Genomic DNA, 21,706 nt, shown 5'->3' with positions numbered 1-21,706 from the left:
ATAAAATGATCGAAGCACGTCAAATTCAAAAACAATTTAAGATCCCAGTTGTGAAAAAAGGACGGTTCTCTGGGATAAGGACACTATTTTCACGTGAATACATTATAAAAGAGGCTGTAAAAGAAATTAGCTTTACGATTAAAGAAGGGGATTTTGTAGGTTATATTGGACCAAATGGTGCAGGGAAATCTACAACGATTAAAATGCTGACAGGTATCCTTCACCCAACTCAAGGGGAAGTTAAGATCATGGGATTGAATCCTCACAAGGAAAGAAGGAAGGTAGTTCGTCATTTAGGAGTCGTATTTGGCCAAAGAACACAGCTGTGGTGGGATCTCCCTGTGATTGATTCGTATGATATTTTAACTGTCATGTATAAATTAGATAAAAAGGAAACAGAGAAACGGTTGTCTCAATTAACTGAACTACTTGGGTTACACGAATTCATTCATACTCCAGTACGAAAGCTTTCTTTAGGACAAAGAATGAGAGCAGATATCGCTGCTTCACTTTTACATGATCCAGAAATTTTATTTTTTGATGAACCTACAATTGGGTTAGATGTGATAGCGAAAAAAAAGATTAGGGGTTTATTAAAAACACTAAACAAAGAAATGAAGAAAACGGTCTTGTTAACAACGCATGATATGGATGATATAGAACAGTTATGTGAAAAAGTGATTGTCATTAATGATGGTCAGATTGTATATAATGATTCAATTCCGCAGTTAAGAAATGATATAGGATTGCCTACGATTATGAAGGTTTCATTTGTAGGAGACTTCCAAACTCCAACTATTCACCATAACATGATACAGATCATTGAAAGGACAAATTCAACCATTACAATCCAATATAACCGACATCAAATGAAAGCGATGGATGTATTGAATATGATGCAAAACTGGGGAGAAATAGAAGATATACATATGGATGAACCTCAGTTAGAAGAAATGATTCAGGAAATATATCAAACACCGGAAGCTTCAAAGGAATCTTTAGTAGTTAGTTAGATTCTCTTTATTTTACTTCCACTTTACTTAAATGAGGTGGGAGTATTTTGTTTATAATGATAAAATAGTTTAGTACAAGCCTATTTTAATTTTGAAACAGGGAGTTTATTCATGACCATCAACAAAGAACTTGTTCGTAAAAATTTCAGTCGACATGCAATGGAATATGATCAATATGCCAAAGTTCAAAAGGAAATGGCAATGAAGTTGATGCAATTAAATAACAATAATGCATCAAAATCATATTCTAACATATTGGAAATTGGCTGTGGGACAGGGAATCTCACGAAATTACTCCTTGAGAACTATCCAAATGCAAAATACTCTGTGATAGATTTGTCTGAATCTATGATTCAACAAACCAAGCAGAAAATAGGAGGGATGCATAAGGACATAAATTTCTATGTGATGGATGCAGAAAGCATTACTCAAAATCCATTTGAGCAATCTTTCGATTTGATTATTTCAAACGCTACTTTCCAATGGTTTAATGAACCTGAACAAACCGTTGTAGAGTATATGAATTGCTTAAATGATAAAGGGGTATTCGCATTCTCTACCTTTGGTCCAGATACGTTTCATGAGCTGCACACTTCTTTTTATGAAATTGAAAAGAAGATGAACATAACGCATCAACAACATGGACAGAAATTTATGAGTTTGAACAGCTGGCACCAACTATTTTCTCAGCATATGCATGAAGTTTCTATAGTAGAAGAAAGAATCGTAGAGCAATATGATAGTGTGCGTGAGTTTATGTACCATGTCAAAAGAGTAGGAGCAGGGAATGCTAGTGTTGCTGGGGGTTCTCAATCAGGCATGGGAGTAAATCGAAAAATGATTTTAAATATGGAAAAGTACTATACAGAGCATTATTCTGATGTTAAAGGCATTCAAGCTACTTATCATCTATGTTTTGGAATTTATGAGAAATAATTGTGTTGATAATCATTGAAATATGGTACTTTATGTACTTGAATATGTCTTTGAATATCATTAATATAGGTTTTATCACGTTCTCATGCTGTAAGACTCCCTCTTCTTCAAGGGGAGAAAACAGCATAATTTCACCTGATAAGGTCATCTAACTTTCAGCGGGAGATATAAAAACTCCCACTGAAAGCAAGATTCTCTTTATAATACATACTTTAATACTGAAAGGAAGTTTATAAAAATGAAAAAGTCAAAGAAAAAACTAGTGTTGAACACAGCACTAGCGTTAGGACTTGTTATCCCTTCTGCATTGCCTTCTGTAGCATTAGCAGAGGAAAATAAAGACATTGTAAAGCTAAGAATCATGGAAACTACAGATATTCATGTGAATCTCGTAAACTATGATTATTATAAAGACACGGAAGTGAATGAATTTGGACTAGCTAAAACAGCTTCACTAATTAAACAAGCTAGAGAAGAAGCGAAAAACAGCCTTTTATTTGATAATGGGGACCTTATTCAAGGAAATCCATTAGGGGATTATGTAGCTAAAATTGATGAACTAGAAGAAGGGGAAACACATCCAGTTTATAAAGCAATGAACTTATTGGATTATGATGCAGGTAATATTGGAAATCATGAGTTCAACTATGGATTGGACTTCCTTGAAAAGAGTTTAGACGGATCAAATTTCCCATACGTAAATGCAAACGTTTATATTGACGATCAAGATGACGATCCAACAAACGATGAAAACTACTTTACGCCATATTTAATTTTAGATCGTGAAGTGGTGGATGAAGATGGTGAAACACACACGTTAAAAGTAGGTGTGATTGGTTTTACTCCTCCCCAAATCATGAGTTGGGATAAAAAGAATTTAGAAGGTAAAGTGATTGCAAAAGATATCATTGAAACAGCTGAAAAATTTGTACCTGAAATGAAGGAGCAGGGTGCAGATATCATCGTGGCTATTCCTCACTCTGGAATTGGGCAAGAAACAGAAGAGGGTTTGCAGGAGCATGCTACATTTGAGTTAAGTAAAGTAGAAGACATTGACGCTATTCTTTTCGGTCATTCTCATAAAGTCTTCCCAAGTGCTTCTTATGCTGACATTGAAGGAGTGGATGTAGAAGCTGGGACGATTAATGGTGTTTCTGCAGTTATGCCTGGTTTCTGGGGAGATCACTTAGGTGTGATTGATTTTGAATTAGAAAAAGTAGATGGGGAATGGGTAATAAACTCTTCACAATCCTCTGTACAAAAAATATATGATAAAGATACTAAAACACCTTTAGTTGAGGCTGATCCTGAAATTGTTGAAGCAGTACAAGAAGACCATGATGCAACGATTGAATGGGTAAGAAGTGCGGTTGGAGAAACAACAGCGCCAATTAATAGTTACTTTGCATTAGTTCAAGATGATCCGTCGATTCAAATTGTTACAAATGCACAAAAATGGTATGTTGAAAAATTCATTCAAGGTACAGAGTATGATGGTATTCCAGTTGTATCTGCAGGTGCACCATTCAAAGCTGGTGGACGAGGTGGCGTAAGCTACTACACAGATGTACCTGCTGGTGAAATTGCTATTAAAAATGTTGCTGACTTATATTTATATCCAAATACTTTGCAAGCTGTTCTTATTAATGGTGATGATTTAAAACAATGGTTGGAAATGTCTGCAGGGCAATTCAATCAAATCGATCCATCTATTCAAGATGAGCAAGCGTTAATTAATAATGATTTCCCAACATATAACTTTGACGTGATTGATGGTGTAACTTACGAAATTGATGTAACTCAACCCGCAAAATATGATGCAAAAGGTAATGTTGTAAATGAAGAAAGCAGTCGTATTGTCAATTTACAGTTTGAAGGACAACCTGTTACAGCAGACCAGAAATTCATTGTAGCAACAAACAACTATCGTGCGAGTGGCGGTGGTAACTTCCCTGGAATTAGCGGTGAGAAAGTGATTATTGAAGCTCCAGATGAAAACCGTCAAATTATAATCAATTATATTTTAGAAAAACAAACGATTAATCCATCTGCAGATATGAACTGGACATTCGCTCCAATTGATGCCAATGTAAATGTAACGTTTGAAACTTCACCTGAAGCTCAAAAATACTTGGCAGATGATCGTTTGAGTTATGTTGAAACTGGAGAAAGTGGCTTCGCTAAATTCTCAATTGTGCTAGGTAGTGGTGAGACTTCAGAGGAAACAACTGAAGAAGTGACTGAAGAACCACCTGTTGAAGAACTAGCAGAGGAAACTACTGAAGAAACAACAACTGAAGATACGGTTGATCCACCTTTTGTTGAAGAGCCTGCTACAGTAGATACTTATGTTGTTCAATCTGGTGACAACCTGTGGAAGATTGCTACAGCTCAATTAGGTGATGGCTCTAAATGGGAGTTAATTTATGAAAAGAACAAAGAAGTGATTGGAAACAATCCTAACTTGATCGTTCCGGGACAAACATTAACACTTCCATAATTTCTATGATCTTTGTTATGAAGTCGATTCTACCTTTATTGGTAGAATTGGCTTTTTTACACTGAACGATTGAACCTTTCATCCACCTGCTAAGATGTACTAAACTTCTTTGGTTTTTAGATGTATTTTATGCTTCTATAGCCTTTTGGAGATTTTTCCTATAAACTACTTATTGACATCCATTTTTAGGATGTGTTATATAAAAATAGGACAAAGAACTTGTAAGACCCAAAATGATCAAGGTTCAATATGGTTTTTTAAATTTGAAAGGAGTACCTATTCATGGCAAAAAGACAGTTTAAAGCAGAATCTAAGAGACTGTTGGAAATGATGATTAATTCCATTTACACTCAAAAGGAAATCTTTTTAAGAGAGCTCATATCCAATGCAAGTGATGCAATGGACAAAATATACTACAAGGCGCTAACGGATGATGAATTAGTCTTTAATAAAGGAGAATATTTTGTTAAAGTAGCAGCAGACAAAGAAAAGAGATTATTAACGATCACAGATACAGGGATCGGTATGACAAAAGAAGATCTCGAAAAAAATCTTGGTGTTATCGCTAAAAGTGGTTCATTAGCATTTAAAACGGAAAATGAATCAAAAGATGGACATGATATTATTGGTCAATTTGGTGTTGGGTTTTATTCAGCTTTCATGGTTTCAGATGAAGTTACAGTGATCAGTAAAGCCTTAGGCAGTGAAGAAGCGTTTAAGTGGAAATCTAAAGGAGCAGATGGTTACACAATCGTTGCAGCAGAAAAAGATACAGTAGGTACCGTGATTACATTAAAAATAAAAGAAAACACAGAAGATGAGCAATATGATGAATATCTTGAAGAGCATCGTTTGAAAGCTATTATTAAAAAGTATTCTGATTTTATTAGATATCCAATTAAAATGGATATAAAAGAGCAAAGACCTAAAGAAGGCAGTGAAGATGAACTTGAAGAGTTCATTGAAGAACAAACTGTAAACAGCATGGTTCCTATCTGGAGAAAAAATAAAAACGAACTTACTACTGAAGATTACGAAAACTTCTATGCTGAGAAACATTACGGTTACGACAAACCACTGAAACATATCCATATTAGTGCGGATGGAACTGTAGTTTATAAAGCGATTTTATTTATTCCTGAAAATACTCCGTTTGATTATTACACGAAAGAATATGAAAAAGGATTAGAGTTGTATTCAAGTGGTGTATTGATCATGGATAAGTGTTCTGACCTGCTTCCTGATTATTTTAGCTTTGTAAAAGGGATGGTTGATTCAGAAGATCTTTCACTTAATATTTCTAGAGAAATGCTTCAGCATGATCGACAATTAAAACTAATTGCTAAAAACATTAAGAATAAAATAAAAAGTCAGCTGCAAAGCTTGTTAAAAGATGAAAGAGAGAAATACGAAAAATTCTATGAATCCTTTGGCAGACAATTAAAACATGGTGTTTATAGCGATTACGGTGCAAACAAAGACGTACTGCAAGATTTATTAATGTTCTACTCTTCAAGGGAGAAGAAGTTAGTAAGCTTAAATGAATACGTTGACAGAATGCCTGAAGATCAAAAGTTTATTTATTATGCTGCTGGTGAGTCCATTGACAGAATTGAAAAACTTCCACAAACAGAATTAGTATTGGACAAAGGCTATGAGATTCTTTATTTTACAGAAGATATTGATGAGTTTGCGATCAAGATGTTGATGAATTATAAAGAAAAAGAATTTAAGTCTGTATCAAGCGGTGACTTAGGTATTGAATCAGAAGAAAATGAGAATAAATCCGAAGAAGAAAACGAAAATAAAGATCTGTTTGAAGCAATGAAATCTGTGCTTTCTGATAAAGTAAAAGATGTAAAAGCATCTAAGAGACTAAAAAATCACCCAGTTTGTTTGTCTTCAGAAGGTGAATTATCCATAGAAATGGAAAAAATATTAGCACAGATGCCTGACAATCAAGGTGTAAAAGCGGAAAAAGTGTTGGAAATCAACGTAAATCATGAGGTGTTCCAGTCCTTAAAAACAGCTTATTCAAATGATAAAGATAAATTAAATCTCTACACAAACCTATTGTACAATCAAGCTTTATTGATTGAAGGCTTATCCATCAACGATCCTGTAGAGTTTACAAACGATATTTGTAAAATCATGGTTTAACATAAGAAACGCTGAACATAACAATAACCCGACTCTAGTAGAGTGGGTTATTTGTTTTTATCATAAAAAATTGACCGACTCTCTAGTGAATGTTGATCAAGCTCTTGAACTGCTTTCGTACTCAATACTACAGCAGCCTTACTTGCTCCATAAAGGGATAAGCCTGCAGCAGCTTTACTTCCATATGTGCTAGATAGATTGATTATTGAACCTTTTGTTTCTTCTAGGAATGGAATGGCTGCTGCCGCAAGCATTGTCGGCCCAGTTACATTAACAGCAAAAATGTCATTAATCGATTTCTCATTCACATATTGTATAATGTTGAAAGGATGTTCAATAACTAGTTTTAATAAGGCGTCTTTTTGATTTTGGGAAAAACTAGATATTCATGGTTAATATTAGTATGGAGATTGTGAATTTGTAGTAGGACTAACAAGAAACTAGAGGTGGATAGTATATAAAATCCAACTCTAGTTTTTTCACTAAGCCATAAAAGAATCGATCAAACTTGAGTTATCGATTGATATTGTGACGGTTGATGAGAAACTCTTAACATGGATATTTGAAAGGTTTGTACGAGGGATGGGTTCATTAAATCTTTGTGAATTAACCTTTTATCACTAAAGTCAGTTCTTCCTTAGGAGGCATTTTGCTACTGATTAACTTCCCAGTAACAGAATGATATGCTAAACCAGTCAAAATATTTTTAGTTACCCATTTCATTAAGGGTCGCATTATAAAAAATCCCATTAACCAACCGAACGGACCTCCTTTTACCACGAAATCCACTGACATACTGATCTCGCTAGTATTTGCATCAACCTTTTCCACTTTCATTTCAGCATGCTGACTCTTTAGAGGCATCGAATGCTCAGAAATTTCAATTTTGAAACTTTGACCTTCCTGGTATTCAATAATTTCCTCAATCAAATTTGAACCGTTATGAAAGGTACATAATCGTTTTGCACCTAGACCCGAACTTTTATCATTTACTAAGGGAGATGATTCTATAGTTGGTGCGAATCTTTCAAGACTGCTGAAATCCCTCAATACTTCCCAAATTTTTGTTGATGGAACCTGAACTCTCATTATATTTTTAACGTGATGTGCCATAATACACCCCTCCAATTAGATTATTAAATTGATACATAATTGTATGATAACTCCTCATTTCTCAATCATATCTCCTATTTGCTTGTTTAAAATAACTATAACATGATAAACTTGACATAAGTCTGTCAAGTTTATTTAAAATATTAGGAGAAAGATATGAAAATAGATCGTTTGATAGCTATTCTGATGATATTGATGAATACCAATAAAACAACTGCAGTGATACTTGCTGAAAAATTTGAAGTGAGTGTTAGAACAATTTATCGTGATTTAGATACGCTGTTAGTTGCTGGTATTCCAGTAATGACTGCCCAAGGTTTGAATGGCGGTATTTATATTGATGAAGCTTTTAAATTAGATAAGCAATACTTTTCGTTGAAAGAGATTACGCATTTATTGGTAGGTTTAAAAGGAATCGAGTCTGCTATGGATGATCATGGCTTAAAAGCGGCATTAGAGAAAGTAAAGAGTTTGGTACCAGAAGAGGTTTCAGATGAGTTTAATGATGCGATGGGGCAGGTATCAATTGATTTATTATCTTGGATTGGTCATAGTGAGATTAAAGAAAAGTTAAAAAAAATAAAATATGGGCTTTCAAAATCAGTAGTGATATGGTTTAACTACATTAATAGACGTAATAAGCCTTCATCAAGAAGTGTTGAACCTTACAGGTTATTATTAAAAGAGTCTGCCTGGTATTTGGAAGGATACTGTTTGGAAAAAAGTGACTTTAGAATGTTTAAGTTGTCTAGAATGATAGAGTTAAAAGTTACTGATCAAACATTTGTAAAAAGAGAATTTATTCCTCAGCGAAATGATGTTAATGGCTGGGTAAAGAATCAGATGATGCTTATTGATGTTGAGTTTGATTATTCAATTTTGGAAAGAATGGTTGAGCGATGTGGTGAAAAAAATATTGAGAAAATTGGAGTAACAACATATAAGGCCAAAATGCCATTTACGGATAATGCGCATAGTTATAATTCTTTGTTAAGTTTTGGAAAAAATATTAGGTGTGTTGGGCCTGAAAAAATTAGAGCAAAGCTTTTAGAACATATAGAAAGTATAAAAAAAATGTATTATGATTAATTTTATTTTCAGACATGTTACTAATTAGACATTCAAAATATAAGTGAACAAAAATCTTTATTCTTGGTCTTATTGACGTTTATTAAAATGATAGTATATTATTTTAATAATAAATATGTATAGGCAATGATAAGGACATGGATTTTTCTTGAGAATTTTTCAGAGAGGGAAGAAAAGCTGCGAACTTCCTAATTTAAAAGATGAATTTACCACCTTGGAGCTGTACTGATGAAGGACTTAGTAGTTGGTACCGTTTACTACGATACAGTTAAAATGAGTCATTATCTAATAAGATAATGTGAATTTGGGTGGAACCACGGGTAAAACACGTACTCGTCCTAATACAGGATGATTACGTGTTTTTTATTTTGAAAATAAGAAAGGGGTTATTTTAATGGTACAGCTAGTGGATATAGTAAGCTCTTTGAATCGTGAATTTAAAATTAATGAATTTGGAAAGGATCCTGCTTTCAGTAGATTTATACCTAAAGCATATAATAATGATATAAATTGGAAAAAGATATTTGAACCCAATTTTATTGAATTATTTAATGGACTAATGATTAAGGGGTATTCTTCCGTTTGTAATGTATTTCTAGCAGTTTTCCCAACAGCAGAAATTTTAGAAAAATTTATAGAAATGGGAGATCCAGGCGATCTATTATTTATGCATCATCCTCTTACAATGGAGTGTGGAGATCCACGTGGAAAGTGGGGAAGAGGTTTTGTTCATATAGAAAAATCTTTATTGGAACGTGTAGTTGATAAGGGACTTTCTATATATACTTGTCATGCACCAATGGACTACCATAGAACTTTAGGAACTAGTCAGGCGATAGCTGAAAAACTTGGAATAGATGTAACAGAACGGTTTATACATAATGAAAAACATGGTGATATTGGTATTATAGGAGATATAAAAACGACTAATACTATTGAGCTAATTGAACAATTAAAGTGTATATTTGAAATTCCGTACGTAGATTTTGAAGGGATTAATAAATCTGTTGTAAAAAAAGTTGCTGTGATTGCAGGTTGTGGTGACAAAGTTAATTGGATGGAAGAAGCTGAAAGAAAAGGAGTCGAAGCTTATATATCTGGAGAAATACATTGCCATATAGATAATGATTATGGAAAAGAAAGATATCAACAAATAAAAGATTTTGCTAATAAAACAAATATGTCTCTAATTGGTGTTTCACATTCTGCATCAGAATATTTAGTGAAGAAAACTCTTATGTATAGATGGTTTAAAGATAAATTTAACTTGAACGTGGTACTAATACCACAAAATAAATGGTGGTTATAATGTGGTGCTTTTCTCTAGTAGAAAAGCACCATTATTTATGATTTTATAATGATTATTGCTTGTCAAGAGATGCGTCTTTATTTATAAATGGGCCATATTGTTGAGGAACTCATTTTTCAAAGGCAATGGAGATTTATGTTAAAATATATAAGCGAGTGTGTGAAATATGTACTTAACTAACAAGGACTAATAAGATTTAAACCCTTCTTTAAGGATTGGAGAATCAAAATGACTGCATATAATAAAGATGTACTACAAAAAATAGCAATTCGTTCATTAGAAAGTTACCCGGATTATAAAGGGAAACTAACCTTTTTAGGACAACGAGACTCAATTACTTTTAAATTGGAATCAAGCAAGGGGAAATTCCTACTAAAACTACATGATCATAATGATCACAATATAGTTCAAAATGAGATCATTCAGTCTGAATTAAAATGGCTTGAAGCATTAAATGAAGAAACTGAGATAGTCACTAATAAACCAGTACATAATATTCATGGAGACTATGTAACCGTTATTAGTGTTGATGATATTGCAATGAGTGCAACCTTAGTTCTTTGGGTAGAGGGACAAATACTTGATAGAGAACCGAATGAAAAGGAAGTTAGAGCGTTGGCAAATGTAATGGTGTCTTTACACGAACATGCTTGCAGTTGGGATATTCCTCAGGACTTTAAAAGACCTAATTTTAATACAAGTACTTTAAGATCTTCATTAGAAAAACTGAAAGCACTACAAGAGAAACAAATCGTACAAGAATATGATATTGATATTTTACAAAAAACGATAGATCAGATTATAAAAAATGTAAATAAACTTAATAAAACGAAAGAATCATGGGGGTTGATTCATTCAGATCTACATGAAAGTAATTATGTAGTGCACAAAGACGAAGTGAGGCCTATTGATTTTTCTGTGTGTGGTTTTGGATTTTACATGTTTGATATTGCTGAGACTTTATTACATCTGGAATCCGACAATAGAAGATTTTTTATTGACGCCTATTTAAGGAAAAGACAATTAACACAATATAATCAGAGGAATCTTGAATCCTTATTCTTATGGCAAGTCATAAGGGGGTATGGGACACATTCATCAAACCCCAAGGAGTTTGAGTGGATATCTGAATCTGTTCCAATGTTTGTAAGAGAATATTGCAGTAAGTATCTTAACGGTCAGTCATTTTTGTTTAAATAACATAATATCATACTCGTATTTATTGAATTTTAAAATCTAATTAATACCTAGGAGAGAAATTTGCTATGGAAATATATTCACTAACCAAAGAAGATTTTAAATTAATAGATGAAGCTAAAAAGAAGATAATCGAGCTTTATGAGGATGATAAACATCATGTTGGAGCATCATTACGCACTAGTTCTGGGAATGTTGTATCTGCCGTACATATAGAAGCTTATGTTGGAAGAGTTACTGTTTGTGCTGAAGCGATTGCAATTGGAACGCTTATTTCTAATGGAGAGAAACAATTTGATACAATTGTGGCTGTTAGACATCCATATTCTGATGAAGTGAATAGGGAACTTAAAATAGTAAGTCCGTGTGGAATGTGCAGGGAGTTAATCTCTGACTATTCACCAGATTGTTTTGTAATTATAAATCTGAATGAAGAGTTAGTTAAAGTTAAAATTGGTTCCTTAATACCTCTAAAATACAGTCGAGAAATTTAATAAGTTATTCATTATTCCACAAGATGGCGCGCTTCTTCAAGAAGGATGCTTTTTAGAACTATCAAAGCTTATGTATTAGAAAAAGATTCTGAGTTTTTTCATCACCTGTCATTCCAAAAGAACCAATACTAATAATTGCATCAAATGTATCGTTAGAAAAAAGGCATGTTCTTCGCTTTTAATTGAATAGATCTATAATTGTTTGAATGTAATTATACGAATGCAGAGGACTCCTTCCAGATAGCCATTAAAGTGCTATTAGGCAAAACAAAAATGGATGTTATATTAAAAATTAATGTGAGATTGAAAAAAAATGTTCCTAAACTAAAGGTCAAGTTTGGTCAAGGAAATAAAGTGGAATAGGAAGTGGGATAATCTGTGAATAGCTCAAAAAACAGACTTGAAAGTATTCGTGTACTTGTTAATGAAATACTGAATTTGGATAGCTTAGTTAATAGACAAGAAGCTTATGCTCAACTTAATGGAGTATCATCTTTCGCTTCGATGCTTGCAATGAAGAGAGGATTAGAGACAGAAATTGCGGCTATCACAGGTTTGCTTCACAACTATTATTTCTATAAAACTGGTATCAGTTATTTTCCCGGTATTAATAGTGCTGAAACCGTTAGACCTATCATAAGAGATTTAAATATTTTTTCTAAGGATGAACAACTCACTATACTTCACGCAATATTCTACTAGAATCAGCGTGGGAAAGTACATGGTTCATACGACGAATTAATCAAAGATGCTATTATGCTCAATAATTTCTTTCATAACTTGGATCACACCGTATCCCATATGGATGTTCAAAGAATTCATAATGTATTTGACGAATTATCCATTTCAAAGGGCCAATTTGAAGAAGTAGTTCCAACCAATCATAATGAAAATAATACAACAAACAGAAAAGATAAACGAAATTTGTTAGCCGACATTTCAGAAGAACTAGCAAGTCAAAACATTATTGGAATTCCAGAAGATAAACTGTATAGGGAAATTTGCCATTATTGGCCTGATCTCGATATATATAAAGTACTCAAAGAGAATTGGTGTGCGGCATTCGTATATCATTGCTGTATGCAGGCAGGAATTTTGCTGCCGACAATTTATCCAAACGCTAAGTATCGACTAGCTGGTGTAGGTGCTATACTTAAGTGGGCTCAACTACCCGAAACTGGATTTTTTTATTATGATGACCAGAACTTTAGACCACAACGAGGCGACATAGTTATTTATGAAAAACTTTTATCCAATAATTCTCACGACCATATTGGAATTGTTCTTGATTACGAAGACCAAGAAATTCTTGTCGCAGAAGGGAACAAAGATAATGAAAACTATTCAAGCGTTTTTAGTAGATGTAGGGAACGCAACATTCTAGGCTATATTCGAATTGATAATGAATATGAATTTCATTTCGATGGTGAGTATAATCCTATCATTTAAATACTGTGTAGAAAAATCAAAGAATAATTCACTAGTCGACAACAATGTTTTAGAATCCATTTTGATCAACCTTTCTTTCAAAATGGATTCTTTTATTTTCCATAGAATGTGGGTTTATGTAATTGATATGATTATTATGTTTGTTCAAGCACCTTCTTTGTTACTTTTGTAACTGTATCTCTAGGTAAAATCCGAGGTAATTTAGTCATGGTCCAATTGTGTAATCCAGGTACCACATGAGATTTTCCCTTCATAAGTGCTTCATATCCAATGTAGGCCACTTTTTTAGCATCCATTGAGGCATTCATGGTACTGTTATTAATCGCTTTTAGATTTTCTGTTTTTGATCTTTCATGGAATCCTGTAACAGTGTTACCTGGGCATAAAGCGGTCACTGTCACTCCTGTACCTTTTAATTCAGTAGATAAGGATTCACTGAACGAAAGCACAAAAGCTTTTGAAGCACTATAAACAGTCATTAATGGAACTGGATAAAATGATGTAGTGGAGGCAACATTTAAAATTTTTCCACGCTCTTTATTAACAAAATCAGGAAGGAATAACATCGTTAAATGTGTTAATGAAGCTATGTTTAGTTGAATAAGATTCAGTTGTTCAGAGATATCCTGCTCGTGTACATATCCAAAAGATCCAAACCCAGCATTATTAACTAGAACATCTATTTCAATCCCTTGTTTTTGAATTTCATCATAAAGTTCCTTTGGACCATTTGGTGTCCCGAGATCCAAAGGGATCACCAGTGTGTTTATTTGATATTTTTGTAATAATTGTTTTGATAGAGCGTTCAATTTTTTCTCATTTCGCGCAGTTAAAACAACACGATATTTTTTACTTGCAAATATATGAGCGAACTGCTCACCTATACCGCTTGAAGCACCTGTAATTAAAACTGTTTTCATAATATAACCTCCAAATTTAATTCAGTATAAACGTTTATACTTTTAAATGATTAAACTTTTCGACATTTAGATTAAAAAATATTGAGGCTATATTGCCCCAAAGGAGAAAATCTATTCACAGATTTGCTTCGAATCCTCGATCTCTTCGGATATATCGACTAATTTTTTCAGATTTTTCAAAGCATCTTGAATTTGTAAAGTATAAAAGATTTCTGTTGCTACCTTTTGAGTTGAGACTAATCCTGCTTGCCTCAATATTTTTAAATGATGTGAGATCGTTGGACGGGATAATGAAAACTGCTCTACAATTTGGGTGACGTTCAACGTATCATATTTTGTTAACACCATAATGATTTCTTGACGAACAGGGTCTGCCAGTGCTAGAAAAACCTCTGTACAATCCTGCAATTGTTCATGAACTGCTGTTATAAGTTGAGTTTTCGTTTCATTTGAAGTCATTTTTATCTTCTCCATTTTCGAATGTCGAAATAGTTAAACATTTAATCTGTTGAACATAGTATAAAATGGATTTGATTAGAAGTCAAGAAAAAATAAAAGAATTTTTTTTGGTGAGTGAGGATAGGGAATAACTTATTTGTGGTAATTATTGGGATAGAAAACATCAATAATAGTGAAGAAGTAAATGAGTAGATAGAACAATGTGGACTTTACATGGAAAGGGATGCTGTATTATGGGAACAAATAAAACTACTAGTAGAGAAGGGTTTAGATTTAATATGAAGTGGTGCATAAAGGAATTATTAAAAGGTTTTATTCATTTCATTTATATTATAAGATTCCCCATTGTTGATCTATATATTTAGGTTCAAAAATGGGGATTATCTAAGTCTATGTTTTACAAACAAACCATAATCTAATCTTCTGGTGTGAAGGAACGCTCAGCAAATTCATGATCCAACATAAACATCGCGTTACTATCATTTTTAATCAATTTTAACTTTTGGATAATCGTATTAAATAATTCTTCTTCCTCAACCTGCTCCTCAATAAACCATTTTAAAAAGTGAATGGTTGCATGTTCGCGTTCATCTAGAGCTATGTCTGATAAATGGTAAATACGTTTTGTTACTTCTTTTTCATGTTCAAGTGCTTTTTCATAAGCATCTAAGATGGATGAAAAATCATTATTTGGGTTTTCAAATCCACTAATCGATGCACGCTCACCTAATGCATTAATAAAATGATAAAACTTCATTGCATGAAAACGTTCTTCCTCTGCTTGTACTAAAAAGAAATTAGCAAAACCATCCAAGCTTTCTGATGAACAATAAGCACCCATTGCCATGTAAGCATGCGCAGAATAAAATTCAAAATTCATTTGCTCAATTAATCCTTGAAGTAGTTTGTCACTGATCATTATCATAACTCTCCTTAAACGCTGTATCTACTATTGTAAACTTGAATTGGACAACCTTATTTTTCTTATATAGCATTACCTACTAGTAGAAAATTTACTCAAATTATACATAGTGGATGATGTATAATCAAAAACAAATAAAAGTCATTAGTGAATTAAGGTATAAATGAGTATAGGAGGTGTTGCAACAGTGAACTTTAGAAAAGTTTTAATTATTTCATCTCTATTTATATTAATATTTTTAGCTTTTGTTGCTTGGGACTCTTTTCTTTCTATCGACTCAGATAATACACCGCAATTTAGAACAGAAATACAGCCGATCGTTGATAGGTTTCCAAGATTAGACAATGTTGAAAAAACATATTGGATAGCGGATACAATTGAAGAAAGGGATTTTGGACCAACTTCTTATTGGATGAAAGGCTATGTGTACCTTGAAAATCATTCAGTAGAAAGTATTACAACTTTGTATGAATGGGAGGAGGTGCATACTTTCAATCCTTCCTTTATTTCAAAATACGAACAGATATATGAAACAGGGTGGTTTTTTAGCGAGGAGTTTAATAGTTATATTAAGTCTTCAAATTATATTGGAAATTTTTATTTTGATATGAATAATGATGTTTTATATTTTGAAGTGGAAAAATAAACAATAATGACTTCATAGAGTTAAATGTTCTCTTTTTCCAATCATCTTGAAAAATATAAAACAGATGATATAACATAACAAATGAAAAAACTTGCTAGTATTACAGGAATACTCCACCACGAACATAAAATTAATCCAAAGATTAAGCTCATCAATAAATACCATGGAGTAATTAAAATAAAAATGGTTTTCCTTAATACTTCATGAAAAGGTAGATCATCCCTCCAACTTAGAAATTCAATAAAAGAATTATTTTTTATATGTAAAGTATTTTTTATCCATACTGCTAAGAATAGAATCATAACGATCCAAACAATCCATTTCATGAAATAAGGAGTAATAATTAGTACATTAATGCATAAAAAAGTGTATTGTAAAAGGGATAAAATCATCTGAGAATCACGAACAAAAGCTTTGATATTAGATTCCACTAATATATTTACAGGAGTTCTTTTTTTAAATAATTGTTGAGATTGTTTAAAAAGAATAGGTTTAATTCTTGGCAGCCACTTTAACCATCTTTTTTTAACGTGATCTTTTAAAACCATAGATATGAACTTCATTTTTGCCTCTTGTTCTAAAAAGACCTCATCTAAAAAACTTCCTTCTTTATGTAATCTTTTTATCATGAGTATGAGTATAGTCATGAATAAAAAGGGATGAAAATCCACATGTAGTTCATTAATTTATGGATGATTAAAACGTAACCTAGTCCTCCCAAAACAAATAACAAACTTGAAACTATGAAATGTTTCCATTTTTTAAATTGAAAAAATAACAAATCTTTAGAAGTGATGATTAGAAGTTTCGTAAGTACACTGAAAAGAAATAAAATAGCAAGTTGAATTCCATTGAAATCATAATGATGTATGAACAATGGGCTTAAAAAAGCATAAACAAATAAAGTATTTATAAAATGATATATAACAGAGTACACAATTCCCCGTGTCCTAATCGTATTTACCCAGTTATGATATTGAATTAAAAATAACTGATCCCCGTCTTCTAAAAAAGTTCGAAGTCTCCCAGATGCTAAAAACAAAATATATGTGATAACTAGAAATAATAAAAGGTGGATGTTTTCTAACCAAAAAGGAATCTTTGACCAACAGGAAACATGTTGATATCCTATAAAAATCAATAGTGGTAAAATAATATAAACCGCTACAATCCAATCCACTACTAATTTAAATACATTCCATTGAAATTTAAATTCAAAAATTAGTCTTTTCACAAATAATTTATTAGGTGACAACATAGTTCAATTATCCTCAACCTTTGTATTTTTCAAAAACAACTCAAATAAACTTGCTTCAGCTGACATGTCACTTTGGTTCCTTAATTCTTGTAGATTTCCTTTTGCAACCATTTTCCCTTGATTCATACAAATAAATCGGTCACATATTTTTTCAGCCGTATCCAATACATGTGTAGACATTAATATTCCTGCCCCTCTATTTCTCTCTTTTTCCAAATACTCTAAAAAAGTTTGAGTAGCAATTGGATCTAACCCAATGAAAGGCTCGTCTACGATATATACATCTGGAGAATTTAATAACCCGATAATCAGCATCATTTTTTGCTGCATTCCCTTGGAAAAGCTAGATGGGTAATGATGGATTACTTCCTTCATCTGAAATTGTTGAATTAATTGCTTTGCTTTTGTAACAAACTTTCCTTGTGGTATGTCATAAGCAGCAGAAGCCAACTCTAAATGCTCCCATAAAGTCCAGTTTTCATAATAGATTGGGTGTTCAGGAATATAACTGTAATTCTTATCTGGACCTACAAATTGAACTTCTCCTTCATAACTTTTTATTAAACCAAGGATGCATTTTATCGTTGTACTTTTTCCAGCCCCATTTGGTCCAATTAATCCTACCAATTCCCCTTCATTAATAGAAAATAGAATGTCTTCAATTACATTTGGTTTATCATTATAGTTTGCTTGATTGATTGAAACATTTAGTAATTCCAAATTAACCCCTCATTCCAACTTGGCAAATTTATCCTTTGTAATAACCTTTACGTAAGATGAGTATAAGATGTTTCAAAATAATAGCTATTCGTTATTATAGAGCTGCATTTCTATAATAAGAGAAGCGTCTTTATATATCATTCTCAGTCATTTTGATCAACAATAATTTAGAAACATGACTCAATATAAAGTTGCAGGATATTTCCTTCAATGGGATGATGTTAGTTACATTTTTTACATATAAACTTATATTAGTTATATAAAACGAGTGAAATAAATGACAAATCCACTCAATATACAGCATTTTTTTAAGTGATTTTTATATTAGAACAAGAGACTAATAACGTCTGAAATATACAGATGGTTGAGAAAAGGTTTTTAAATGAGTGCAGGTGTGAGTATGAATAGAACATGACAAGGTTTATTACTTTTATTCAAGAATCGGTGATGAAGGTTTGGAGGTATACGTACCACATCTCCCTCATTTAATAAATATTCTATTCCTTCTAATTCAACATAGAGCTGTCCACTCATTACAACAGCAATTTCTTCTTGGTTTTTGTGTGAGTAGTAGCTCTCTGTTGTATTTTTATTGGCATTTAAATCCATCATTAATAGTTGAATATGAGCTTTCATAAAATCTGGGGTTAACACATCGTAAACGACGTGAGAGTTATCTTCTCGGTAAACCTTCTTACGATCTTCCTTTCTTGAAATTAGAGAGTCTGTATCAATACTGTTAATAAAAAGGGTGAAAAGAGGAACATTTAATGCTTGTGCAATCAGTTCTAATACACTTAAAGAAGGATTGGCATGTCCTCTTTCAATTTGACTAATAAGTGAAGTACTAATCCCTGCATAATCGGCGAATTCACGAATAGTCATACCGTTTTTCTTCCTATAGCTTAAAACCGTATGACCAAGGCGATGATTAATCATGTGGTCCTCCTTTATTATATTGTTTAAAATCCAAATTTTGTGCTGACATATTAAACATAAGGATTATGTCTTTTTTTAGCTGTATGAAAGCATTATACTAGATGTACATTATAATAAACTTTTTTTATTATAATGTACAGAAAGGAGGTAGCAAGTTTGAGATCGTCTTTGTCGTTATCATTTTCTTATCTGCTTTTATTTTTTGGAGTATTTGCATTATCTACGTCCGCTATATTTGTAAAACTAGCAGACGCACCTGCAACTGTTTCAGCGTTTTATAGAATGTTGTTTGCAACAATTGTATTACTCCCTTTTTTATTGTTGAGCGTTAAAAGCAGACAGGAATTGACACGATTGACAAAAAAATGGGGACTTGGGTTGTCAATTATTTCGATGGGCATTTTAGGTGAGGTTGTTGGTACTTGTTTTCTTGCTTATATTATATTAAATGAGGTTATTTCATTTAAACAAGGTGTAGGAATTTTTCTTATTTTAAGTGGCTTAGCAATTTTTATGGTAAAACAATAATGCTTCAAATGTTAGTAATTCAAATGAAACTAAATCTGTAGTTTAGTCTAGAATTTACATTTATATCTTAAAGGAGAATGATATGGATTATCAAGAACGAGCTATTAATATAAGTGAGAAATTATCTAAATTCAACGAGCACTGGTCTCCTAAAGTGATTAGTGAAATGAATGACTATCAGTTTAAGTTAGCCAAGTTTTATGGTGAGTTTGTATGGCATAGTCATAAAGACACTGATGAGGTGTTTATTGTAATGGAAGGTGAATTGAAAATTTTATTTCGTGATGGAGAGGTAAAACTCTCCAAAGGGGAAATGTATGTTATACCGAAAGGTGTAGAGCATAAGCCTTATGCTGAAAAAGAATGTCATGTGATGTTGGTAGAACCAAAAGGTGTCGTTAATACTGGTGAAAATAGAGGTGAACTAACTGCTGAAAATGATGTATGGATCTAAATCGATTCAAAAAGTCGATTCCTTATCATACAGAGACTTTTTTTAACTTGCAACGAATAATCTAAATTCCGCTTTGTTTTTTCATTACTGGATTGTGCGAAGAGTGTTGTATTACCATGAGTAAAAAATGATCTAGCTTTTTTATAAGAACTTAATTCTCTTACAAAAGAGAAATCCATTTTGACCAATCTTTCACTCAAAATGGATTCTTTTAGATTATTTAACTGATAAATATATCTTTATTGAGCCATCCTTAGCATAATATTCAAAATCAGTTTTGTAAGCTCTTTGGATGTCACTCTTCCAAATATTTACCCAAGCGTTATACACGCCTTGTGGATCGGTATGATCTACTTCTACAACATGGTAGTTATCTTCTGGAATAGTGACACTGCTTACATCATTTGATTTTTCTTCTGTACCAACACGTAAATCATAATCACCAGTATAGTCACTCTCATAATTGCTATACACTCCATATACATCGCCTTTTACATTCAAATGACTAAACTCGGCCCATAGGTTAAGTATTTTGTCTGTATTTTGATTATTGGTTCTAATTCCTTTTCCATAGATTACTTTTTCAGTTACGTTGGCATTCATTTATATTTCCTCCTACTAGCTTTTAATATGTAAAGGATAACATTCTAATGATGACAACTGTCTGTCAGCTTTCTATAAATAAATTCTATTTCATTCATATATTGAGTTTTAAGCCATATTGGAGAAAGTATTTTTACGTTCCTTCCAAACATCAATAGAAATGGCAATAGGTTTTTAGAAGTATCATAATCAAAAGTTACTTTTAAACTACCATCATCAAGATCAGTTATTTCATCCTCTGTAAAAAAATCGTATAATTTACCTAGTTCGCTTTTTGAAAAAAGCAATTGAATGCTTTCGAGTTTAGATGACTGTTTGGTGGAGTAATCATTGTCTTCAGAATAGTCCGTTCTAGTAGTGTTATGGATGACTTCTATATTTCGTATTCTAGTTAATTTAAATAATCTTAATGCTTTTTTAAATTCACAATGCGCCTCTAAATACCAGCTGCCGTTCAAAAAGTTCAATTTTAATGGCTGAATAATTCGATTTGAATTACTCCCTGATAGTGACACGTAAGCAATATTCATTTTATACCCATCATCAATAATAGAGCGTATTTTTTTAATCTTTGCTTTTGTTTCTTTTTCTATCGTTTCTCGGTGCAAGGTAGATGAAGAAACTGTAATACTAGACTTATGTTCCTCTTTTTCTCCTTTTAAAAGCTCTATTTTTGTTTGTAATATAGAGATTTGCTGCTGATCAAATAATTCATTTTTTAAGGTTAAACCTTCTAATAAAAACTCCTTTTCTTCTTCACTGAAAGTAAATTTTTCAAGTTTATAGTTATCAATTAATGTGAAGCCACCGTTTTTTCCTAGATAAGAAATAATAGGAACCCCAATCGCGGATAATGCATCCATATCTCTATAGATCGTTCTTTTGCTAACTTCAAATTCATGAGCTAATTCTTCTGCAGAAACTTTATTTTTCTTTAATAAATAGAGTAGAATGGAAAACATCCTTGAAGTTTTCATCGTTTTATTCACCTACTTAA

24 protein-coding genes and 1 other annotated feature are annotated in these 21,706 nt (G+C 32.4%); of the genes, 13 read left to right on the top strand and 11 right to left on the bottom strand.

Going from position 1 to position 21,706, the window contains the following annotated elements; all coding sequences use genetic code 11:
- Positions 1 to 5: 5 nt before the first annotated feature.
- The 4 genes from Q5Y73_RS12450 to htpG all read left to right on the top strand — a co-directional run bounded on the left by Q5Y73_RS12450 (position 6) and on the right by htpG (position 6,609).
- Positions 6 to 1,013 (top strand): ABC transporter ATP-binding protein, encoded by a 1,008-nt coding sequence (locus Q5Y73_RS12450; RefSeq protein ID WP_305992231.1) that lies wholly within the window; start codon positions 6 to 8, stop codon positions 1,011 to 1,013.
- Between the two features lie 111 nt (positions 1,014 to 1,124).
- Positions 1,125 to 1,949 (top strand): malonyl-ACP O-methyltransferase BioC, encoded by an 825-nt coding sequence (gene bioC / locus Q5Y73_RS12445; RefSeq protein WP_305992230.1) that lies wholly within the window; start codon positions 1,125 to 1,127, stop codon positions 1,947 to 1,949.
- A 238-nt stretch (positions 1,950 to 2,187) separates the two neighbouring features.
- Positions 2,188 to 4,449: a bifunctional 2',3'-cyclic-nucleotide 2'-phosphodiesterase/3'-nucleotidase gene (locus Q5Y73_RS12440; protein ID WP_305992229.1), complete on the top strand. Its 2,262-nt coding sequence runs from the start codon at positions 2,188 to 2,190 to the stop codon at positions 4,447 to 4,449.
- 282 nt (positions 4,450 to 4,731) lie between these two features.
- Positions 4,732 to 6,609 (top strand): molecular chaperone HtpG, encoded by a 1,878-nt coding sequence (gene htpG / locus Q5Y73_RS12435; RefSeq protein ID WP_305992228.1) that lies wholly within the window; start codon positions 4,732 to 4,734, stop codon positions 6,607 to 6,609.
- 47 nt (positions 6,610 to 6,656) lie between these two features.
- On the opposite strand, the gene Q5Y73_RS12430 is transcribed toward htpG, so the two are convergent.
- Positions 6,657 to 6,917 carry an SDR family NAD(P)-dependent oxidoreductase gene (locus Q5Y73_RS12430; protein ID WP_305992227.1) on the bottom strand — a complete coding sequence of 87 codons (261 nt, stop codon included), beginning with the start codon at positions 6,915 to 6,917 and terminating at the stop codon, positions 6,657 to 6,659.
- 298 nt (positions 6,918 to 7,215) lie between these two features.
- Entirely contained in the window at positions 7,216 to 7,722 is a 507-nt protein-coding gene (locus tag Q5Y73_RS12425; protein ID WP_305992226.1) for an SRPBCC family protein, read from the bottom strand.
- Between the two features lie 156 nt (positions 7,723 to 7,878).
- Here Q5Y73_RS12425 and Q5Y73_RS12420 point away from each other — a divergent pair, with 156 nt between their 5' ends.
- The 6 genes from Q5Y73_RS12420 to Q5Y73_RS12395 all read left to right on the top strand — a co-directional run bounded on the left by Q5Y73_RS12420 (position 7,879) and on the right by Q5Y73_RS12395 (position 13,260).
- Positions 7,879 to 8,811, top strand: coding sequence for a helix-turn-helix transcriptional regulator (locus Q5Y73_RS12420; protein ID WP_305992225.1), 933 nt, complete (start codon positions 7,879 to 7,881; stop codon positions 8,809 to 8,811).
- A 117-nt stretch (positions 8,812 to 8,928) separates the two neighbouring features.
- Positions 8,929 to 9,155 (top strand) — a binding site (T-box leader).
- Between the two features lie 50 nt (positions 9,156 to 9,205).
- Complete coding sequence (locus Q5Y73_RS12415) at positions 9,206 to 10,120, top strand: Nif3-like dinuclear metal center hexameric protein (RefSeq protein ID WP_305992224.1); 915 nt, start codon at positions 9,206 to 9,208, stop codon at positions 10,118 to 10,120.
- A gap of 228 nt (positions 10,121 to 10,348) precedes the next feature.
- Positions 10,349 to 11,320, top strand: coding sequence for a phosphotransferase enzyme family protein (locus tag Q5Y73_RS12410; protein ID WP_305992223.1), 972 nt, complete (start codon positions 10,349 to 10,351; stop codon positions 11,318 to 11,320).
- A 65-nt stretch (positions 11,321 to 11,385) separates the two neighbouring features.
- On the top strand, positions 11,386 to 11,811 hold the full coding sequence (locus Q5Y73_RS12405; protein ID WP_305992222.1) for a cytidine deaminase: 426 nt from the start codon (positions 11,386 to 11,388) through the stop codon (positions 11,809 to 11,811).
- A 378-nt stretch (positions 11,812 to 12,189) separates the two neighbouring features.
- Positions 12,190 to 12,513 (top strand): hypothetical protein, encoded by a 324-nt coding sequence (locus Q5Y73_RS12400; RefSeq protein ID WP_305992221.1) that lies wholly within the window; start codon positions 12,190 to 12,192, stop codon positions 12,511 to 12,513.
- 99 nt (positions 12,514 to 12,612) lie between these two features.
- A complete protein-coding gene (locus Q5Y73_RS12395) occupies positions 12,613 to 13,260 on the top strand; it encodes a CHAP domain-containing protein (protein ID WP_305992220.1) in 648 nt (215 codons plus the stop codon).
- A gap of 134 nt (positions 13,261 to 13,394) precedes the next feature.
- Here Q5Y73_RS12395 and Q5Y73_RS12390 read toward each other — a convergent pair whose 3' ends face one another.
- From Q5Y73_RS12390 to Q5Y73_RS12380, 3 genes are all read right to left on the bottom strand, one after another.
- The gene (locus tag Q5Y73_RS12390) at positions 13,395 to 14,180 is read right to left on the bottom strand and encodes an SDR family NAD(P)-dependent oxidoreductase (protein ID WP_305992219.1); all 786 of its coding nucleotides are present in this window, start codon (positions 14,178 to 14,180) and stop codon (positions 13,395 to 13,397) included.
- A 111-nt stretch (positions 14,181 to 14,291) separates the two neighbouring features.
- On the bottom strand, positions 14,292 to 14,639 hold the full coding sequence (locus Q5Y73_RS12385; RefSeq protein ID WP_305992218.1) for an ArsR/SmtB family transcription factor: 348 nt from the start codon (positions 14,637 to 14,639) through the stop codon (positions 14,292 to 14,294).
- 415 nt (positions 14,640 to 15,054) lie between these two features.
- Positions 15,055 to 15,558, bottom strand: coding sequence for a ferritin (locus Q5Y73_RS12380; protein WP_305992217.1), 504 nt, complete (start codon positions 15,556 to 15,558; stop codon positions 15,055 to 15,057).
- A gap of 190 nt (positions 15,559 to 15,748) precedes the next feature.
- On the opposite strand from Q5Y73_RS12380, the gene Q5Y73_RS12375 reads away from it, so the two are divergent.
- The gene (locus Q5Y73_RS12375) at positions 15,749 to 16,207 is read left to right on the top strand and encodes a hypothetical protein (RefSeq protein WP_305992216.1); all 459 of its coding nucleotides are present in this window, start codon (positions 15,749 to 15,751) and stop codon (positions 16,205 to 16,207) included.
- Positions 16,208 to 16,248: 41 nt separating this feature from the next.
- On the opposite strand, the gene Q5Y73_RS12370 is transcribed toward Q5Y73_RS12375, so the two are convergent.
- The 4 genes from Q5Y73_RS12370 to Q5Y73_RS12355 all read right to left on the bottom strand — a co-directional run bounded on the left by Q5Y73_RS12370 (position 16,249) and on the right by Q5Y73_RS12355 (position 19,124).
- Positions 16,249 to 16,770, bottom strand: coding sequence for an ABC transporter permease family protein (locus Q5Y73_RS12370; protein ID WP_305992215.1), 522 nt, complete (start codon positions 16,768 to 16,770; stop codon positions 16,249 to 16,251).
- Positions 16,771 to 16,850: 80 nt separating this feature from the next.
- Positions 16,851 to 17,465, bottom strand: coding sequence for an ABC transporter permease (locus Q5Y73_RS12365; protein WP_305992214.1), 615 nt, complete (start codon positions 17,463 to 17,465; stop codon positions 16,851 to 16,853).
- 3 nt (positions 17,466 to 17,468) lie between these two features.
- Entirely contained in the window at positions 17,469 to 18,185 is a 717-nt protein-coding gene (locus Q5Y73_RS12360) for an ABC transporter ATP-binding protein (RefSeq protein WP_305992213.1), read from the bottom strand.
- 378 nt (positions 18,186 to 18,563) lie between these two features.
- Complete coding sequence (locus tag Q5Y73_RS12355; RefSeq protein WP_305992212.1) at positions 18,564 to 19,124, bottom strand: helix-turn-helix domain-containing protein; 561 nt, start codon at positions 19,122 to 19,124, stop codon at positions 18,564 to 18,566.
- Between the two features lie 132 nt (positions 19,125 to 19,256).
- Between Q5Y73_RS12355 and Q5Y73_RS24990 the strand changes: the two genes are divergently transcribed.
- Together Q5Y73_RS24990 and Q5Y73_RS12345 are read left to right on the top strand one after the other, a co-directional pair.
- The gene (locus Q5Y73_RS24990) at positions 19,257 to 19,652 is read left to right on the top strand and encodes an EamA family transporter (protein ID WP_442548608.1); all 396 of its coding nucleotides are present in this window, start codon (positions 19,257 to 19,259) and stop codon (positions 19,650 to 19,652) included.
- An 82-nt stretch (positions 19,653 to 19,734) separates the two neighbouring features.
- Positions 19,735 to 20,106, top strand: coding sequence for a cupin domain-containing protein (locus tag Q5Y73_RS12345; RefSeq protein ID WP_305992211.1), 372 nt, complete (start codon positions 19,735 to 19,737; stop codon positions 20,104 to 20,106).
- 216 nt (positions 20,107 to 20,322) lie between these two features.
- Here Q5Y73_RS12345 and Q5Y73_RS12340 read toward each other — a convergent pair whose 3' ends face one another.
- Positions 20,323 to 20,709 carry a GyrI-like domain-containing protein gene (locus Q5Y73_RS12340; RefSeq protein ID WP_305992210.1) on the bottom strand — a complete coding sequence of 129 codons (387 nt, stop codon included), beginning with the start codon at positions 20,707 to 20,709 and terminating at the stop codon, positions 20,323 to 20,325.
- Positions 20,710 to 20,753: 44 nt separating this feature from the next.
- Positions 20,754 to 21,686: a helix-turn-helix transcriptional regulator gene (locus tag Q5Y73_RS12335; RefSeq protein ID WP_305992209.1), complete on the bottom strand. Its 933-nt coding sequence runs from the start codon at positions 21,684 to 21,686 to the stop codon at positions 20,754 to 20,756.
- Positions 21,687 to 21,706 lie beyond the last annotated feature (20 nt).

It is taken from the genome of Chengkuizengella axinellae, assembly GCF_030730905.1.
GTDB lineage: Bacteria > Bacillota > Bacilli > Paenibacillales > KCTC-33759 > Chengkuizengella > Chengkuizengella axinellae.
This window is presented reverse-complemented; position numbering and strand designations above follow the sequence as displayed.

What these genes read in the sequence shown, in the direction of transcription:
- Q5Y73_RS12450 (WP_305992231.1), top strand. Translation starts at nt 6, where the DNA reads ATGATCGAAGCACGTCAAATTCAAAAACAATTTAAGATCCCAGTTGTG.
- bioC (WP_305992230.1), top strand. Translation starts at nt 1,125, where the DNA reads ATGACCATCAACAAAGAACTTGTTCGTAAAAATTTCAGTCGACATGCA.
- Q5Y73_RS12440 (WP_305992229.1), top strand. Translation starts at nt 2,188, where the DNA reads ATGAAAAAGTCAAAGAAAAAACTAGTGTTGAACACAGCACTAGCGTTA.
- htpG (WP_305992228.1), top strand. Translation starts at nt 4,732, where the DNA reads ATGGCAAAAAGACAGTTTAAAGCAGAATCTAAGAGACTGTTGGAAATG.
- Q5Y73_RS12425 (WP_305992226.1), bottom strand. Translation starts at nt 7,722, where the DNA reads ATGGCACATCACGTTAAAAATATAATGAGAGTTCAGGTTCCATCAACA.
- Q5Y73_RS12420 (WP_305992225.1), top strand. Translation starts at nt 7,879, where the DNA reads ATGAAAATAGATCGTTTGATAGCTATTCTGATGATATTGATGAATACC.
- Q5Y73_RS12415 (WP_305992224.1), top strand. Translation starts at nt 9,206, where the DNA reads ATGGTACAGCTAGTGGATATAGTAAGCTCTTTGAATCGTGAATTTAAA.
- Q5Y73_RS12410 (WP_305992223.1), top strand. Translation starts at nt 10,349, where the DNA reads ATGACTGCATATAATAAAGATGTACTACAAAAAATAGCAATTCGTTCA.
- Q5Y73_RS12405 (WP_305992222.1), top strand. Translation starts at nt 11,386, where the DNA reads ATGGAAATATATTCACTAACCAAAGAAGATTTTAAATTAATAGATGAA.
- Q5Y73_RS12395 (WP_305992220.1), top strand. Translation starts at nt 12,613, where the DNA reads ATGGATGTTCAAAGAATTCATAATGTATTTGACGAATTATCCATTTCA.
- Q5Y73_RS12390 (WP_305992219.1), bottom strand. Translation starts at nt 14,180, where the DNA reads ATGAAAACAGTTTTAATTACAGGTGCTTCAAGCGGTATAGGTGAGCAG.
- Q5Y73_RS12385 (WP_305992218.1), bottom strand. Translation starts at nt 14,639, where the DNA reads ATGACTTCAAATGAAACGAAAACTCAACTTATAACAGCAGTTCATGAA.
- Q5Y73_RS12380 (WP_305992217.1), bottom strand. Translation starts at nt 15,558, where the DNA reads ATGATCAGTGACAAACTACTTCAAGGATTAATTGAGCAAATGAATTTT.
- Q5Y73_RS12370 (WP_305992215.1), bottom strand. Translation starts at nt 16,770, where the DNA reads ATGAAGTTCATATCTATGGTTTTAAAAGATCACGTTAAAAAAAGATGG.
- Q5Y73_RS12365 (WP_305992214.1), bottom strand. Translation starts at nt 17,465, where the DNA reads ATGTTGTCACCTAATAAATTATTTGTGAAAAGACTAATTTTTGAATTT.
- Q5Y73_RS12355 (WP_305992212.1), bottom strand. Translation starts at nt 19,124, where the DNA reads ATGATTAATCATCGCCTTGGTCATACGGTTTTAAGCTATAGGAAGAAA.
- Q5Y73_RS24990 (WP_442548608.1), top strand. Translation starts at nt 19,257, where the DNA reads ATGTACAGAAAGGAGGTAGCAAGTTTGAGATCGTCTTTGTCGTTATCA.
- Q5Y73_RS12345 (WP_305992211.1), top strand. Translation starts at nt 19,735, where the DNA reads ATGGATTATCAAGAACGAGCTATTAATATAAGTGAGAAATTATCTAAA.
- Q5Y73_RS12340 (WP_305992210.1), bottom strand. Translation starts at nt 20,709, where the DNA reads ATGAATGCCAACGTAACTGAAAAAGTAATCTATGGAAAAGGAATTAGA.
- Q5Y73_RS12335 (WP_305992209.1), bottom strand. Translation starts at nt 21,686, where the DNA reads ATGAAAACTTCAAGGATGTTTTCCATTCTACTCTATTTATTAAAGAAA.